At 74.8% G+C, this 15803-nt stretch carries 12 protein-coding genes; 10 read left to right on the top strand and 2 right to left on the bottom strand.

Annotated features, from left to right (window positions below; translation table 11 throughout):
- From ACFYUY_RS23270 to ACFYUY_RS23250, 5 genes are all read left to right on the top strand, one after another.
- The coding region (locus ACFYUY_RS23270; RefSeq protein WP_387903120.1) for an amidohydrolase family protein at positions 1–381 on the top strand (381 nt) is incomplete at its 5' end.
- 474 nt (positions 382–855) lie between these two features.
- Positions 856–1905 carry a substrate-binding domain-containing protein gene (locus tag ACFYUY_RS23265; protein ID WP_387903118.1) on the top strand — a complete coding sequence of 350 codons (1050 nt, stop codon included), beginning with the start codon at positions 856–858 and terminating at the stop codon, positions 1903–1905.
- Positions 1906–2066: 161 nt separating this feature from the next.
- Entirely contained in the window at positions 2067–3719 is a 1653-nt protein-coding gene (locus ACFYUY_RS23260; protein ID WP_387903116.1) for a sugar ABC transporter ATP-binding protein, read from the top strand.
- Entirely contained in the window at positions 3716–4756 is a 1041-nt protein-coding gene (locus ACFYUY_RS23255) for an ABC transporter permease (protein ID WP_387903113.1), read from the top strand. Before ACFYUY_RS23260 ends, ACFYUY_RS23255 begins: the two co-directional genes overlap by 4 nt.
- Before the next feature lie 164 nt (positions 4757–4920).
- Positions 4921–6627, top strand: a complete 1707-nt coding sequence (locus tag ACFYUY_RS23250; protein ID WP_387903111.1) for a ricin-type beta-trefoil lectin domain protein — start codon at positions 4921–4923, stop codon at positions 6625–6627.
- 69 nt (positions 6628–6696) lie between these two features.
- Here ACFYUY_RS23250 and ACFYUY_RS23245 read toward each other — a convergent pair whose 3' ends face one another.
- Positions 6697–9867 (bottom strand): bifunctional cytochrome P450/NADPH--P450 reductase, encoded by a 3171-nt coding sequence (locus ACFYUY_RS23245; protein WP_387903137.1) that lies wholly within the window; start codon positions 9865–9867, stop codon positions 6697–6699.
- A 327-nt stretch (positions 9868–10194) separates the two neighbouring features.
- Here ACFYUY_RS23245 and ACFYUY_RS23240 point away from each other — a divergent pair, with 327 nt between their 5' ends.
- Positions 10195–10881: a LuxR C-terminal-related transcriptional regulator gene (locus tag ACFYUY_RS23240; protein ID WP_360219313.1), complete on the top strand. Its 687-nt coding sequence runs from the start codon at positions 10195–10197 to the stop codon at positions 10879–10881.
- A gap of 112 nt (positions 10882–10993) precedes the next feature.
- Here ACFYUY_RS23240 and ACFYUY_RS23235 read toward each other — a convergent pair whose 3' ends face one another.
- Positions 10994–11929 (bottom strand): LysR family transcriptional regulator, encoded by a 936-nt coding sequence (locus ACFYUY_RS23235; protein ID WP_360219316.1) that lies wholly within the window; start codon positions 11927–11929, stop codon positions 10994–10996.
- 140 nt (positions 11930–12069) lie between these two features.
- On the opposite strand from ACFYUY_RS23235, the gene ACFYUY_RS23230 reads away from it, so the two are divergent.
- The 4 genes from ACFYUY_RS23230 to ACFYUY_RS23215 all read left to right on the top strand — a co-directional run bounded on the left by ACFYUY_RS23230 (position 12070) and on the right by ACFYUY_RS23215 (position 15744).
- On the top strand, positions 12070–13311 hold the full coding sequence (locus ACFYUY_RS23230; RefSeq protein WP_387903108.1) for an MFS transporter: 1242 nt from the start codon (positions 12070–12072) through the stop codon (positions 13309–13311).
- Between the two features lie 140 nt (positions 13312–13451).
- Positions 13452–14156, top strand: a complete 705-nt coding sequence (locus ACFYUY_RS23225; RefSeq protein ID WP_387903105.1) for a hypothetical protein — start codon at positions 13452–13454, stop codon at positions 14154–14156.
- A gap of 106 nt (positions 14157–14262) precedes the next feature.
- On the top strand, positions 14263–14694 hold the full coding sequence (gene tsaA / locus ACFYUY_RS23220) for a tRNA (N6-threonylcarbamoyladenosine(37)-N6)-methyltransferase TrmO (protein WP_360219325.1): 432 nt from the start codon (positions 14263–14265) through the stop codon (positions 14692–14694).
- A gap of 162 nt (positions 14695–14856) precedes the next feature.
- Positions 14857–15744 carry a hypothetical protein gene (locus ACFYUY_RS23215; RefSeq protein WP_387903103.1) on the top strand — a complete coding sequence of 296 codons (888 nt, stop codon included), beginning with the start codon at positions 14857–14859 and terminating at the stop codon, positions 15742–15744.
- Positions 15745–15803: the final 59 nt, after the last annotated feature.

The raw sequence follows: 15803 nt of genomic DNA, 5'->3' as shown, positions 1-15803 counted from the left end.
GTCGCCCTGATCACCGACGCCATGGGCGCCGCCGGCATGGGCGACGGCCTCTACCCCCTCGGCCCCCTCCAGGTCCGCGTCCAGGACGGCGTCGCCATGCTCCCCGACGGCAGCTCCATCGCAGGCTCCACGCTGACCCTCGACCGGGTGTTCCAACGGGCCGTCACCGTGGGCGGGTTGACCCTCGCCCAGGCCGTCGAGTCGCTCTCCACCACCCCCGCCCGGCTGCTCGGCCTCGCCGACACCACCGGCTCCCTCGAGACCGGCAAACTCGCCGACCTCGTCGCCCTCGACTCCGAGACCCACGACCTGGTCGCCGTCATGCGCCGCGGCCACTGGGTGCTCGGCGCCGAGCGCTTCGACGTGGTGACACCCGCCTGACGGCCCCCGGGACGCCGACGGCCGCCCTCCCCCACGGGGACGGGCGGGGAGCAGGCGCCAGATATAAACACCAATCAACAAATTCAGCCAGCCTGACGGTACGCAACTACGGCGAGTCCGGGGCCACCAGAGGGCCCCGGACCGCCCTGCCGGCATGCCCCTGCCAGGCCTATTGACGCTGCCCCGGCTTTGCTCGAAGCTGTCCAGGGCAACGGAGCAGCAGCCGACAGGCGCGCCCGATCACAGCAACTACCTGCTGTGACAGAGGAAATAACGACTCAAACCACCGACCTCACCACCGTCCGCGGCGTGGTGACACCACCACAAGGCCTCCCCGACTCCCGTCGCGAAACCTGGGCTTGACCCGCCTCCGAGCTGGGCACCCTCCCAGGAACCGTCACGTTTGATTGCGATGTTTTCTGATCGCTTCTGTTGTTTCCCGTAGCTTGTCCCCCACCCCTCAGGAGCCCCGCCATGCACCTCTCCCCCCGTGGCCGACTGGCCCCGATCGCCGCCCTGAGCCTGGTCACCTCCCTAGGGCTGACCGCCTGCTCCACCGGGCAGACCTCCTCCGGCGCCGCCGACGCCCCGGTCGCGCCGGTGTCCGGCAAGGTCTCGATCACCTACCTGCAGAAACAGGGCGACCAGCAGTACTTCGTGGACGAGGCCGCGGGCGCGAAGGCCAAGGCCGCCGAACTGGGCGCCGACCTGAAGGTGGTGAACCTCGGCAACGACGCCAACCGGACGGTCGGCGAAGTGCAGGCCGCGATCGCCCGGAAGAGCAACGGCCTGATCATCGTGGTGCCGGACCCGGCGGTCGGCCCGCAGGTCGTGCAGACGGCCCGGGACGCGAAGGCCGCACTGCTCACCTCCGACGACCAGGTCTGCACCAGCGGACCGGCGCCGGCACAGTGCGCGGCGACCGACCTGGTGCCGCGGATCGGCTTCTCCGGCCAGCAGATGGGCCAGCAGGTCGGCCGGCGCGCCGCCGAGGAGTTCCGGAAGGCCGGGTGGAACGCCGCCGACACCCGGATCATCTCCGCGTGGAAGCAGGACGTCACCGTCTGCGGCGACCGCGTGAAGGCCGCCGGGGCCGCCTTCGACCAGGCCGTGCCGGGCGTGCAGCTGCTCGACGTCGCCACCGACAACTCCCCCACCGGCGCGCAGGACAAGGTCGCCGCCACCATCACCGCCAACCCCGGCGTGAAGCACTGGGTGGTCTGGGGCTGCAACGACGAGAACGTCCAGGGCGCCGTCACCGCCCTGCAGAACGCCGGGATCAGCCCGGACGACATCGACGGCGTCGGCCTGGGCGCCTACCTCGCCTGCAAGGACTGGGCCGCCGGCAAGCCCTCCGGGATGAAGGCCGCCCTGTTCATCAGCGGCCGGGACGTCGGCGCCCTGTCGGTGCAGACCATGTACGACAAGCTCAAGAACGGCAAGGACTTCCCGCAGGAGGCGTTCGCCCCGACCACCATGGTCGACCCCGCCACCTGGCGGTCCGCGGGCGTGACCTGCAGCTGACGCCTCGTCCGGCGCCCACCGGTGGCGGCCCGCCACCGCGCCGCGGGCGTCGCCCCGGCAGGCCCCGCCCCCGGCCGCGCCGGCCGGACGCGAGCGCCCCTCCCCCGGCCGGACCCACGGCCCCTCCCGACCGTTCGCACCGCACCGCCGACGAGGCCCAGATGACCACACCCGTACCGCCCCCCGTCCCACCACCGAACCGGTCCCCGGGCCTGAGCGCCGAGGGCGTTTCCAAGCGCTTCGGCGCCGTCCGGGCGCTGGAGGGCGTCACGCTCGACTTCCCTCCCGGCCGGGTCACCGCCCTGATGGGCGAGAACGGCGCCGGCAAGTCCACCCTGCTGCGCATCCTCACCGGCGACCACCGCCCCACCGAGGGGCGCGTCCTGCTGGACGGCGAGACCGTCGACCTGCACTCCCCGCAGGACGCCCGCCGCGCGGGGATCCGGATCATCCCGCAGGAGCCCGAGATCATCCCGCACGTGCCGGTCGCCGAGAACGTCTACGCCGGCGCGTTGCCACGTACCCGGCTGCGCCTCCTGGACCGCGCCGGGCTGCGTCGCCGGATCACCGCGGACCTGGCCCGGCTGGGCTTCGCCAAGGTGCTCGACCCCGACCTGCTCGGCTCCGAACTCACCCCTGCCCAGCGCCAGTTGGTCGAGATCATGCGAGCCCTCACCGGCTCCGTCCCGCCCCGGGCGATCGCCTTCGACGAGCCCACCTCCTCGCTCTCCGAGCACGAGGTCGAGGCCCTCTTCGCCCTGATCGGACGGCTGCGGGACGCGGGCGTCGCGGTCGTCTACGTCTCCCACCGGATGAAGGAGGTCTTCCGGCTCGCCGACCGCATCGCCGTACTGCGCGACGGCCGGGTCGCCGGCGTGGTCGAGGCCGCCGCCACCGACGAGGCGGAGCTCGTGCGCCTCATGGTCGGCCGGGACCTCTCCTCGCTGTTCGTCCGTCAGCAGGTCGCCACCGAGCGCGTGGTCCTCGACATCCGGGGCCTCACCACCGACGACGTCGCCGGTGTCAGTCTCCGGGTCCGGGCGGGCGAGGTGGTCGCGCTGGCCGGCCTGATCGGCGCCGGGCGCTCCGAGCTCGCGCTCGCCCTGGCCGGCGACGCCCCCGTCCGCTCGGGCACGGTGGCCCTCAACGGCGAGGTGCTACGGCTGCGGAACCCGCGTGACGCCGTCGCCGCCGGAATCGGCCTGGCCCCGGAGGAGCGCAAGGCCCAGGCGCTGTTCCTGCAGCGCTCGATCCGCGACAACACCTCCCTGGTGAGCCTGCACCGGCTCCGCCGCTGGCGCTTCGTGCGGCGCCGCCAGGAGCGGGCCCTCGCCCAGGAGTACGCCGACCGCCTGCGGGTCCGCGCCCCCTCCGTCGAGGCCGACGTCCGCACCCTCTCCGGCGGCAACCAGCAGAAGGTCGTCCTGGCCCGCTGGCTCGCCCGCAAGCCCGACCTGCTGATCCTCGACGAACCCACCCGCGGCGTCGACGTCGGCGCCAAGGCCGAGATCTACCGGATCATCGCCGACCTCGCCCGCGAGGGCACCGCCGTCCTGGTCATCTCCTCCGAACTGCCCGAGGTCCTCGGCCTGGCCGACCGGATCGTGGTGATGCAGAACGGCCGCACGACCGGCGAACTCAGCCGCGACCAGGCGACGGAGGAGGCCGTCCTCGCCCTCGCCATGGCCGAGGACCTCGCCGCGCCCGCCGACCCCACCACCACCGGCGCCTGCGCCGACGCAGCGGCCGCCAGCGCCACCGACGCAACCCCCGACGCAGACGCCGACGCAGCCCAGACCGGAGAGACCCGATGACCACCGCCACTCCCCCGACCGCCCCGGCCCCCGAGGCCGGGGCCCTGCCCGCACGGTCCGGCGGCCCGCGCCGCCTGCTCGCCGCGATCGGCGGCCAGAACCTCAGCCTGATCGGCGCCCTCGTCGCCGTGGTCGCCCTGTTCGGCTGGCTCGACCCCAACTTCGTGGGCTGGGACAACATCCGGGTCATCGCCGAGGCGGCCACCATCTCCGGCCTGCTGGCCGTCGTGCAGACCGTCGTGATCATCTGCGGCGGCCTGGACATCTCGGTCGGCTCCCAGGCCGGCCTCGCCTCCGTCACCAGCGCCATGGTGTTCACCTCCGCCGGCGCCGACCCCTACCTCGGCATCGGCGCCGCTCTGGCCATCGGCACGGGCATCGGTCTCTTCAACGGGGCCGTGATCGTCTACGGCCGGGTCAACCCCACCATCGCCACCCTCGCCGGGCTCGCCGCCTACAAGGGCGTCGCCCAACTCGTCTCGGACGGCCGCGCCCAGGGCTACGTCCTGGGCGATCCGGTGTTCGTCTTCCTCAGCCGCGGCAGGATCGCCGGCCTGCCCACCATGGTCTGGCTGCTGATCCTCACGGCCGTCGCCGTGCACGCCCTGCTCACGTACACCGACATCGGCCGCAACGTCTACGCGATCGGCGGCAACGACACCGCCGCCCGCCTGGCCGGCATCAACCTCAACAAGTACCTCCTCGCGGCCTACGCCCTCTCCGGCACCGTCGCGGCCCTGGCGGGTGTCCTGCTCACCGCCCGTACCGGCAGCGGCCAGCCCGTCTCCGGCAGCGAGGGCCTGGAGCTGCAGTCGATCACCGCCGCCGCCCTCGGCGGCTGCGCCCTCAAGGGCGGCCGGGGCGGTGTCGGCGGCACGCTGCTCGCCGTCGCCCTGCTCGGCGCGCTGCAGAACGGCCTCACCGTGCAGGGCATCAACTCCTTCTGGCAGAACGTCGCCCAGGGCGCCCTGCTGGTCGCCGCCGTCGTCATCCAGCAGCGCCGCAACCGCGAGCGCGCGGTCGGTCTGCCCGCCTGACCGGGCGCTCCCCTGCGCGGGAGCGCCGCGGCAAACCCTGTGTCCAGAACTCGGCAGACTCTGCTCAGAGTTGCTCATTAGGTCATTCATATTGACAGTACTGCGCAGACGCAGTGCACTTGGGGCGCACTTCTCCTCACCTCCCCCTGAGCAAGGAGTCCGCCGTGCCCCCCTCCCGCACACCCCGGCGCCGGCTCGCCGCCGGCGCCCTGTCCGCCGCGCTGCTCGCCCTGTCCCTGGTGTCCACCGCACCCGCCCAGGCCTCCCCCACGCCCGAGCCCGCCGCCACCGCAGCCACCCCCCGAGCCCTCGCCGCCACCCCGCCGATGGGCTGGAACGACTGGGCCCACTACCAGTGCGCCATCGACGAACGCACCGTCACCGCCAACGCCGACGCCCTGGTCTCCACCGGACTCGCCGCCAAGGGCTACGACACGGTGACCGTGGACGACTGCTGGATGTCCACCGCCCGCGACCCCGCCGGCAACCTCACCGCCGACCCGGCCAAGTTCCCGCACGGCATGGCCTGGCTCGGCTCCTACCTGCACGCCCGCGGCCTGAGGTTCGGCATCTACGAGGACGCCGGCTCCACGACCTGCGGCGGCTACCCCGGCAGTGGCCTCGGCACCCGCGGCGAACCCGACCACTTCGCCCAGGACGCCGCCGCCTTCGCCGCCTGGGGCGTCGACTACCTCAAGCTCGACGGCTGCAACCTCCACCTCTCGCCCGGCCAGAGCCAGCAGCAGGCCTACCGCCAGGCCTACGACGCCCAGGCGGCCGCGCTGCGCGCCGCCGGCCGGGACATCGTCTTCTCCGAGTCCGCGCCCGCCTACTTCCAGTCCGGCGAGTGGGGCAACGCCGACTGGTTCAAGGTGCTGTCCTGGGTCGGCCAGGACGGCCAGCTCTGGCGCGAGGGCTACGACATCGCGACCTACGACGCCGCGCACCCGAACGCGAGCCGCTGGTCCAGCGTCCTCGGCAACTACGGCTACAACCGCTGGATCGGCTCCTTCGCCTCGCCCGGCCACTGGAACGACCCGGACTTCCTGATCGCCGGCGACGCCGGACTGACCGACGACGAGGCCCGCAGCCAGGTCGCGCTCTGGTCGATGTCGGCCGCGCCGCTGATCCTCTCCTCCGACGTCTCCAGGCTCTCCGCGGCCGGCCTCGGCGCGCTCGGCAACACCGCGCTGATCGCCGTCGACCAGGACCCGCTGGGCCGGCAGGCCGCCGTGGTCTCCAGCACGGCGGCCGCCGACGTGCTGGCCAGGCCGCTCGCCGGGGGCGACCGCGCGGTGGCCGTGCTCAACCGCTCGAACAGCACGCAGACGCTCGGCGTCGCGCTGAGCGCCGTCGGCCTGCCCGGCTGCACCGTCACGGCCCGGGACCTCTGGACCGGCGCCACCTCGACCACCTCGACGGCCCTGAGCCAGAGCGTCCCGGCCCACGGCACCGCCGTCTGGCGGCTCACCCCCGGCGCCGGCTGTGCGGCCGCCGTGCCCACCGGGCAGGTCACCGGCAACGGCGCCCGCTGCCTGGACGACTCCGGCAGCGGCACCGCCGACGGCAACCCGGTGATCCTCTACGACTGCACCGGCAACGCCAACCAGCGCTGGGCCAGGGCCGCCGACGGCACCGTCCGCACCCTCGGCAAGTGCCTGACCGCCACGGGCGCCACGGCCGGCAGCGCGGTGGTGCTGAGCACCTGCGGCAGCGGGCTCCAGCAGTGGACGGCCGGGCCGGACGGCACGCTCGCCGGCTCCGGCCTCTGCCTGGACGTCTACGGCGGCGGCAGCGCCAACGGCACCCGGGTGCAGCTGTGGACCTGCGGCGACCACCAGGCCAACCAGTACTGGTCACTGCCGGTCTGACGCCCGCGTACGGTTCCGCCGGGGGCGCCACGGCCCTCCGGCGGAACCGGCCGGTCACCCGGCGCCGGGTCAGCCCGCGTACACGTCCTCCACGTAGCGGCCGTCCTCGACCAGCCCCTGGAGCCAGCCGCGGGCCCGCTGCTCGTCCGCGCCCGGCGTCCGCCGCAGGAAGAGGTCGCGGAAGGCGGCCCGCACGCCCGGCGCCATCCGGGCGCCGTCCCCGCACACGTACACCTGCGCGCCGGCCGCGAGCAGCGCCCAGACCTCCGCCCCCTCGGCCGCGACGCGGTCCTGGACGAAGCGCCGCCCGTCGACGGGCCGCTCGCTGAACGCGGGCCGCAGCGACACCGCGCCGGCCCGCTCGGCCGCCTCGAGTTCGCCCCGGTGCAGGTAGTCGGCCGCCGCGTCGTCGCAGCCGAAGTACAGCAGCGCCGGGGAGAGTTCGGCCCCCGTGGCGAGCAGCGCGCGGCGGTCGGCCACGGCACCGCGGAAGGGCGCCAGCCCGGTGCCCGCCGCGATCATGATCACCGGGGCGCGGTGGCCGATGCGGAACACCTCCCGGCAGGGCCGGACCCGGGCCAGCACGGTCGCCCCGACGGCCAGCCGGTCCAGGTACCCGGAGCCGGTGCCGCGGAAGGTGCCGCGGCCCGAACGGGCGGGGGCGCTGAGCACGGAGACCATCAGGTCGACCTGCCGCGCGTCGCCGGTGGGAGAGGAGGAGATCGAGTAGTGCCGGGGGCGGATCGGCGGCAGCAGCTCCAGCAGCACCGGCCAGGTCAGCACCCCGCGCAGGGCCGGGTGGTCCTCGATCAGGTCCAGCAGGGTGCGCGGGTCGTCCTCGCGGAGCCCGGCCAGGGCGGCGCGCTCGGGCGGGCAGGGGTTGAGCGCGGCCAGTGCGGCGCGCTGCGCGGCGGTCGGCCGGTCCTGCAACTCCACGTGGTGGGTGAGCAGTTCGCGGACGGTCAGCGGGCGGTCGACGGCCGGGCCGGTGCGCCGGTGCGCCACGACGGAGAGCACCGTCTCCGGGTCGGCGCCGAACAGCCCGGCGGCCCGCTCGACCAGCGCCGGGTCGTTGGCCGGCAGCACGGTGAGGTGGTCGGCCGTCCGGTAGTCGACGCCCGCCGGCAGCCTCAGGCGGACCAGCCGCTTCACCCGGGGGTATCCCGGGTCGGTCAGGTGGCCGACCTCGGTGACGGTGAGTTCGCTCATACCGTGCCGGGCGGCCAGCGCGTCCAGCGGGCCGCCGACCAGTTCGGTCACCGTGTAGGCCGCCGCCTCCTCCACCGGGCGTTCGGCGGGCGCCTCGGCGTCCCCGTACCGCTCCAGCAGGAGGTCGCGCAGGGCGGTGGTGAACGCCTCCACCGCGCCGGCCAGGTCGCCGGAGGCGTCGGCCTCGCCACGGGTGAGCAGCCGGGTACCGCCGAGGGCGGCGAGCCGCTCGTCGATCAGCACCGGGACGCGCTGGTAGGTGGCGGCGTAGGTGCGGTCGCCGATGCCCAGCACCGCGTACTCGACGCCGTCGGCCGCGCCGTCCGGCGACTCCCGCAGGCTCCGGACGAACCCGGCCGCGTCGTCGGTCGGTTGCCCGTTGTAGGAGGCGGCGGTGATCACCACCGGGCGGCCGGTGGGCAGCCCGTCCGCGTAGGCGTCCAGCGGGGCGGTCGCGGTCTCGCAGCCGAGCTCGGCGGCCGCCTCCGCGAGCTGCCGGGTGAACTCGCGGCAGGCCCCGTAGTTGGAGCCGTGCAGGAGCAGCAGGCCGGTGCCCTGGCGGACGCGTCCGGGCCGACCGGTCGCGGCGCGTGCGGGTGAGTCGGGTGCGTCGGGTGCGGAGGGGGTGTCGGCGGCGGCCGGGGGTGTGGGCGTGCGCGGGGCGAGGGCGAGGGTGAAGCCGTCGGGCTTGATGGTGAGGGTCTGCTTGACGGCGAGCCGGTAGTCCGCGTGGTCGATCAGCCGGTAGCGGTGCACCAGCATGGCGAGCAGCATGGTCGCCTCGTGCAGCGCGAACTGCCGCCCGATGCAGGCCCGTTCGCCGGTGCCGAAGGGCTTGAAGGCGTGCGGCGAGCGCGCCGCCTCCGCCTCCGGGTCGAACCGGGACGGGTCGAACAGCTCCGGGTTGTCGCCCCAGGCCGGGTCCCGGTGCAGCATCGTGGTCGCCACCAGGACGGGCTCCCCGGCGCGGACCGGGATCCGGCCGCCGAGCAGGGTGTCCGCCCGGGCCTCGCGGCTGAAGGCGGGGGCCGTCGGCCACAGTCGCAGCGCCTCGTTGAGCACCTGCCGGGTGTGGCGCAGCCGTCCGACGTCCTCGTAGGAGGGCTGCGGGTCGGCCTGGTCGCCCCAGAGCACGTCCACCTCCTGCTGGACCTGCCGCAGCACGGACGGGTGCTTGACGAGGTGGTAGAGCGCGAAGGACAGCGCGCCCGAGGTGGTCTCGTGCCCGGCGATCAGGAAGGTGATCACCTGGTTGCGGATGTTCGCCGGGTCCAGCCGCGTCCCGTCGGCGGGGTGGACCGCGCCCAGCATCAGGCCGAGCAAATCCTCGGCCGGCTCCCCATGCGTCGCAGCGGCCGGTGCGCCGTCCTGCCGCCCGTCCGAGGTGCGCGCCGCGATCACCTCGTCCACCACCGAGGCCAGGTAGTCGGCGTCCCGGCGGAAGGCCTCGTCACGTTCGGTGTGGTCGAGCTCCGGGGAGCGGATGAGCCTGGTCATCGCCCATTCCAGGCAGCGCACCATCGCCTCGACGAACGGGTGCGGCTCGTCCCGCTCGAAGGAGCCGAAGTCGAAGCCGAACCCGGCCAGCCCGATGGTGTCCAGGGTCATCCGGGTCATGTCGCCGGACACGTCCACCGTCAGTCCGGCGGCCGCCCGACGGTCCCAGGTGTCGATCAGCCGGCGGGCCACCCGCAGCATCACCGGGTGGTAGGTGCGCATCGAGCCGAGGGCGAAGGCGGGCATCAGGATGTCGTGCGCCCTGGACCAGTTCGGCTCGCCGTTGTAGGCGGTGAACAGGCCGTCCCCGGTGAACTCGCGGACGTTCTCCAGCGCCGGGCCGATCGCCTTGGTGAAGCGCTCCTCGTCGGCCAGCTCGGCGACCAGGTCCAGGCTGCCGACGATCAGGGTGTCCCGGCCGTGCAGCCGCTGGACGAAGGCGGGGCCGTGTGTTCTGCCCAGTTCCAGGGTGCGCAGGACGGGGGCGGCCGTCGGAGGGGCCGAGGAGATGTCCACCACCGGAACTCCGGTCATGGCACCGGCCGACGCCCGGGTCAGGGGCTCGGTCAGGGACTCGGTCGACGAGTCGGGTAGGAACTCGGTCAGGAACCCGGTCAGGGACGTGGCCAGGGACCCGGTCGAGGAGTCCGGCACGGTGTCCGTCATCAGTGGTCCGCCTTCCGCAGCAGGAACGTTGTCGGCTCTCCCTCCACTCTGAGCCGCCGTACGGACCCGCGGGCCGCGGTCACTACATGATTGTGTAGTGCCGACGCGGTCCGCAGACTTGCCTACGAACCGTCAGGTCTGCCTGCCGACCCTGCGGACCCGACCCACCCGGCTACCGGAGGAGACGAACGGCGCATGGGAGCCATCGACGAATGCGGGCTGGCGACGGACCCCCGGCAGAACCCCGCGGTGGTCTGGCGCAACCGCGCCCTGCGGCTGCTCGACCACGTGTCGATGCCCATCGCCGTCTGCGAGTTCGGCGGCCGCCTGCTGATCGCCAACCGGGCGATGGCCGCCGAGTTCGGCCTCCTGCCGGGCCAGCTGCGGAACCGGAGGATCCTGGAGTTCTTCACCCTCCGGGACAGCGCCACCCTGCCGGCCCTGGCCGAGGCCGTCCGGCTGCACCGCCGCTCGCGGTACCCGGCCCGGGTCTCCTGGTCCCCCGCCGACGGCACCCGGCGGCACGGCGAGATGACCGTCGACCTGGTCGGCGACACCCCGGAGGAGACGCCCTCCCTGCTGCTCTCGCTCAGCCGCGTGGACGCGCCCGCGCCCGCGCCCGCCGTGCCGCCGGCGGACCGGCGCGCCGAGGCCAGCCCGGTCGAGGCCCGGATCCTGGCCGCCGCCGCCCGGGGCGCCACCACCGCCCACATCGCCCGGGAGATCGGGCTCACCCCGGACGGCGTCAACTACCACCTCGCCCGGCTGAGCCGGCGCTGGCAGGTGCCCAACCGCACCGCGCTGGTCGCCCACGCCTACGCCACCGGTGTGCTGGCCGCCGGCACCTGGCCCCCGGAGCCCGCCAGGGTCGCGACGGTCTGAGCGGGCCCGCCCGGCCCGGGGCGCGCGAACCCGGCCCGTCCGGACCCAACACGTCCGATCCCGGCCCGTTCGGCCCCGGCTCCCTCGAACGCGCGCGGCCCTGGCGCCGCGTTCAGCGCGGGGACACCCAGCCCGGCCGCCAGGTCCCGGCCGCGTCGTGGCCGGCCGCCGTCGCGGCCAGGTGGGTGCGCAGGGTGGCCAGCGCCGGGTGGGGGTTGTCCCGGTGCCACAGCAGCGAGTGCGGGTAGACGGGCGTCGGAGCGGTCACCGGGATGCGGCGCAGCCCGTGGCCGGTGGGCCAGACCAGGCGGGTGTCCACTCCCGTGAAGGTGGCCAGGGCCGGGGTGTCGGCGATGGTGTCGAGCAGGGCGTCGGAGCCGAAGTTGGGGCCGGTGGCCTCGATGGTGAGACCGAACTCGGCGGCGAGGTCGTCGTAGTAGGCGCCCCATTCGCTGCCGGGGACGATGCCGGGGATCCAGATCCGGTGGCCGGCGAGCTCGGCGGGGGTCACCGACCGTGCCTCCGCCAGGGCGTGGGCGGGGCCGGTGAGGAGCTGCAGGGTTTCGTCGACCACCCGGACGGAGGCGATGTCCTCGGGGAGCGGCCGGCCGGGCATCGCGACGGCGCGGAAGGACGCGTCGATCGCGCCGGAGCGGATGGCGGCCACGGCGTTCTCGATGTCGAGGAGCATCAGCACGTCCAGGTCGATCCCGGGGTGCGTGCGGTGGAAGCCGCGCATCAGCGCCGAGGCCGCGCCGCGCGAGTTGATCACGTCCACCCGCAGCGGGCGGCGGTCGGTGCGCACGGATCCGGCCGCGCGCTCGGCGACGCGCAGCAGCTCGCGGGCGTGGGGCAGGAACGCCTGGCCGTCGATGGTGAGGTCGGCGCCGCGGGGCGTGCGGGTGAACAGGCGCACTCCGAGGTCGCGCTCCAGGGCGGCGACGCGCTTGGAGACGGCCTGCTGGGTGATCGACAGCTCGGCGGCGGCCAGCTGGAACTGGCCCGCCTCCGCGACGGCGGCGAAGGTGCGTACGGCTTCGAGGTCCATGCCGACCCACTGTAGGGAACAACGGATGGTTGTGGGTGTGGGCCCATGAGGTTGTTTGACCTGCGCTTGTCCGGACCGGTTGGCTCTCTCCGGTCAACTCGGGTTTGTTCGGTCGGGGCGGGCAGGGGAGCGTGCTGGGCATGGTGGGCAGGAGGCCGTTGGGCCGGGAGTTCGGCTGGCTGTGGTCGGCGTACGCGGTCAGCGCCTACGGCTCCGGGCTGGGGTTCGGGGCACTGCCGCTGGTCGCCGTGCTGGTGGTGCACGCCGGCCCCGCCGAGGTGTCCGCCCTGTCGGCGGTCGGGCCCGCGGTGGGCGCGCTGATCGCGCTTCCGCTCGCACCGTGGGTGGAGGTCCGGCGCAGGCGCCCCGTCATGATCGCCATGGACCTGACCAGGTTCGCGGCCATGGCGACGGTCCCGGCCGCGTACGCCCTGGGTGTGCTCGGCTTCGCCCAGCTGCTGGCGGTCTCGGCCGTGGTCGCCGCCGCCAGGATCGCGTTCACCGCGGCCTCCGGCGCGTACCTCAAGACCCTCGTCCGACCGGAGGACCTGCTGGTGGCCAACGCCCGTTTCGAGTCCACCACCTGGAGCTCCCTCGCGGTGGGACCGCCCCTGGGCGGCGCCGCGATCGGCCTGTTCGGCCCGGTCGCCACCGTGCTGGCCGACGCGGTCAGCTACCTGTTCTCCGCCCTGGCCGTCAGCGCGATCCGGGACCGGGAGGCACCGCGGCCGACCGGCGGCAGCCCGGTGCGGGCGGGCGCGGTGCTGGACGGCTGGCGCCACATCCTCGGCGATCCCGGGCTGCGGGCGCTGTACCTCAACAACCTGCTCGTCTCCGGCCTGATCATGGCCACCGAACCGGTGCTGGCCGTGCTCCTCGTCCGCCGGCTCGGGTTCGCTCCCTGGGAGTACGGCCTCGCCTTCGCCCTGCCCTGCCTCGGCGGGCTCGTCGGATCGCGGCTGGCCCGCCGTGTCGTGGCCCGGCACGGCCGGCGCCGGGTCCTGCGGACCGTCGGCACCCTGCGCGTGGTCTGGCTGATCGGCCTCGCCTTCGTCCGCCCCGGCGTGACCGGCCTGGTCACGGTGATCGCCGTCGAGCTGGCGATCATCGTCCACATGAGCCTGTACACCCCGGTGCTCGCCACCTACCGGCTCGAACGCACGCCCGGGCACCTCGTGGCCCGGACCCTGGCCGCCTGGTCGATCGGCCAGCAGGCCTCCGTCGCCGTCCTCACCGCGCTCGGCGGACTGCTCGCCGGCGTCACCGGCCCGCGCACCGCCCTCGCCGCCGCCGGACTGCTCGCCCTGGCGACCCCGCTGCTGCTCCCCCGCCGCGAGCCGGCGCCGCGGGCCGACCGGGAGCCGGCCCGCAGCCGCGCCTGAGGCCCCCGAGGCCTGCGACGCGTCCGGCCCGCCCGCCACCCGGCGGTGGCACCCGTCCGAAGCGCCCGCCACCCGGCGGTGGCACCCGCCGAAGCGCCCGCCGCACCCGCTGTCCGGGTCACCTGGCAGGATCTCCCGCCATGACGAACGACGTGCCCGCGCCGCGGCGCCCACGACGGCGCAGGAGCCGCGGAAGTGACGACGCGTGGCCGGCGCGCCCGCTGCTGACGGCCCTGTGGCTCCCCGCCGCGGCCGTCCTGCTGCCGGTCGGCGGCGCGCTCGGCGCCTTCGGCCCCTGGCTGCTGGCGCCCGCCCTGGTTCTCGTGATCACCGGGCTCGTCGGTCTGATCACCGCCCTGTGCTGCCTCTGCCCGACGGGCGTCCTGCGGCGGGTGGCGCTGGCGCTGGTGTTCGGCCCGGTGATCGCGGTACCCCTGCTGAGCATGAGCACCGCGCAGGCGACCGTGCTGACGGCCCGCGGCGTCGCCCACTCCGGCACGGTCACCGAGGTGCGGGAGATCCACGGCAGGACGACCAGCTACCGCTGCGCCGTGCGGTACGCGGACGCGCCCGGACGGGTCCGGAGCGTCCACTGCCAGGCGGGTGACACCGTCGGGGAGCAGGTCGACGTCACCGAGGACCCGGGCGGGCTGGTCGACCCGGAGTTCTCCGCCGCGGCCGGGGCGGGCCGGGCGGACCTCGTCCTCGCCGGATTCTTCGACGTCGTCCTGCTGGCCGTCGCCACCGCCTGCGCCCTGGTCGGCGCACTGGTCCACCGCAGCCGGACGCGACGGCGGGCCGCCCCGACGCCCGGCGGCCCGGACGCCCCTCTGGTAGGACGGTGACGCACGACGCCCCCACCGGCGGCGACCCACCGGACGCCCGGGCGCCGACCGGGCACCGACCGGGCACCGACCGGGCGGCGTCCACCACGCGGAGAGGGAACGAACGATGACGGACGAGCACTACCGGGCCCGGGCCATCGGCCGGGTGGAGTCACCGCTGCTCCACCGCGCGGACGCCCCCAAACAGGGCGACGAGGGCGGCCCCGACGCCTGGCTCCGCTTCGACCCCTCGGTGGAGCGCGGCCTGCGCGACCTCCGGGTCGGACAGGACGTCCTGCTGCTCACCTGGCTCGACCGGGCCGACCGCGGCGTGCTCGCCGTCCACCCCCGCGGAGACCTCTCCCGGCCCGAGACCGGGGTCTTCGCCACCCGCTCGCCCGATCGCCCCAACCCGATCGGACTGCACCGGGTCACCATCCTCGCCGTCGACCTGCTGGCCGAGGACGGGCCGCGCCTGCGCGTCAGCGACCTGGAGGCCGTCGACGGCACCCCGGTGCTGGACGTGAAGCCCGTCCTGCCCCGCAGCACCGAACGGTAGGGGCGAGGGCCGCCGGCGCCGACCGGGGGGAGAATCCGAACGATTGATCGGACTTTTCCGTTATCGCCGGGCCCGCCGGCGGTCTCCACTCCTGTGAGGCCGAACCCCTCGGCCCCGGGCGCCGCCCGCAGGCACGCCCGCCGCCACGGGAAGGATCCACCGGTGACCGCCGCCCCCCGTCCGTTCGCCCGAGGCTGGCTGCTCGCCTCCTGCATCCCCGCGCTGCTCGTCCTCGGGGTCGTCGCGACCGCGCCACCGGCCAGTCCCGACCCCCGGCCCAGCGGCCCGGCCACCGCCTCCCCGACCGACCCGGGGCTCTCCCAGGCGCTCGGCCAGGCGCTCGGCCAGGGGCTCGCCGCCGAGCAGGACGGCTACCGGCTCGACACCGGCACCACCGAACTGCCCGCGGGCCGCCCGAACGCCTTCCGCTTCCGCGTCATCGGGCCGAACGGCGCGCCGGTCACCGCCTTCACCGCCCACCAGGCCCGCACGTTGCACTTCTACGCGATCCGCACCGACCTCACCGGTTACCAGCACCTCCACCCGGAGATGGCCCCCGACGGCACCTGGACCGCCGAGCTCGCCGACCTCGCCTCCGGCACCTGGCGGCTGTACGCCTCGTTCGTCCCCGCCGACGCCCGCCGCGGGCAGGAGCTCGTCCTGAGCCGCACCGTCACCGTGCCCGGCCGGGCCGCCGCCGTAACGCTGCCCGCCCCGGCCAGCAGCGCCACCGTCGACGGCTACACCGTCGCGCTGCGCGCCGAACCGATGGCCGGCGCCCACCAGTTGACGGCGACCGTCACCCGGGACGGCAGCCCGGTCACCGACCTCCAGCCCTACCTGGACAGCTACGCCCACCTGAGCGCCTTCCACCAGGGCGACCAGTCCCTGGCACACCTCCACCCGACCGGCACCGTGGACGGCGACCACGGCGGCCCGACGCTCACCTTCCTCGCCCTGCTCGGCGAGCCCGGCGACTGGCGGGTCTTCCTCCAGTTCCAGACCGACGGCCGGGTCCACACCGCGGAGCTCACGCTGCACGTCGACTGACCGGCCCCGGGCGCGCAGGCGCCCCCCTCCCCACCTGCGCCGCAGTGCCACCGGGTAAG

Origin of the sequence: Kitasatospora sp. NPDC004745 (genome assembly GCF_042873275.1) — a bacterium.
In the GTDB taxonomy this organism is placed as follows: domain Bacteria; phylum Actinomycetota; class Actinomycetes; order Streptomycetales; family Streptomycetaceae; genus Kitasatospora.
This window is presented reverse-complemented; position numbering and strand designations above follow the sequence as displayed.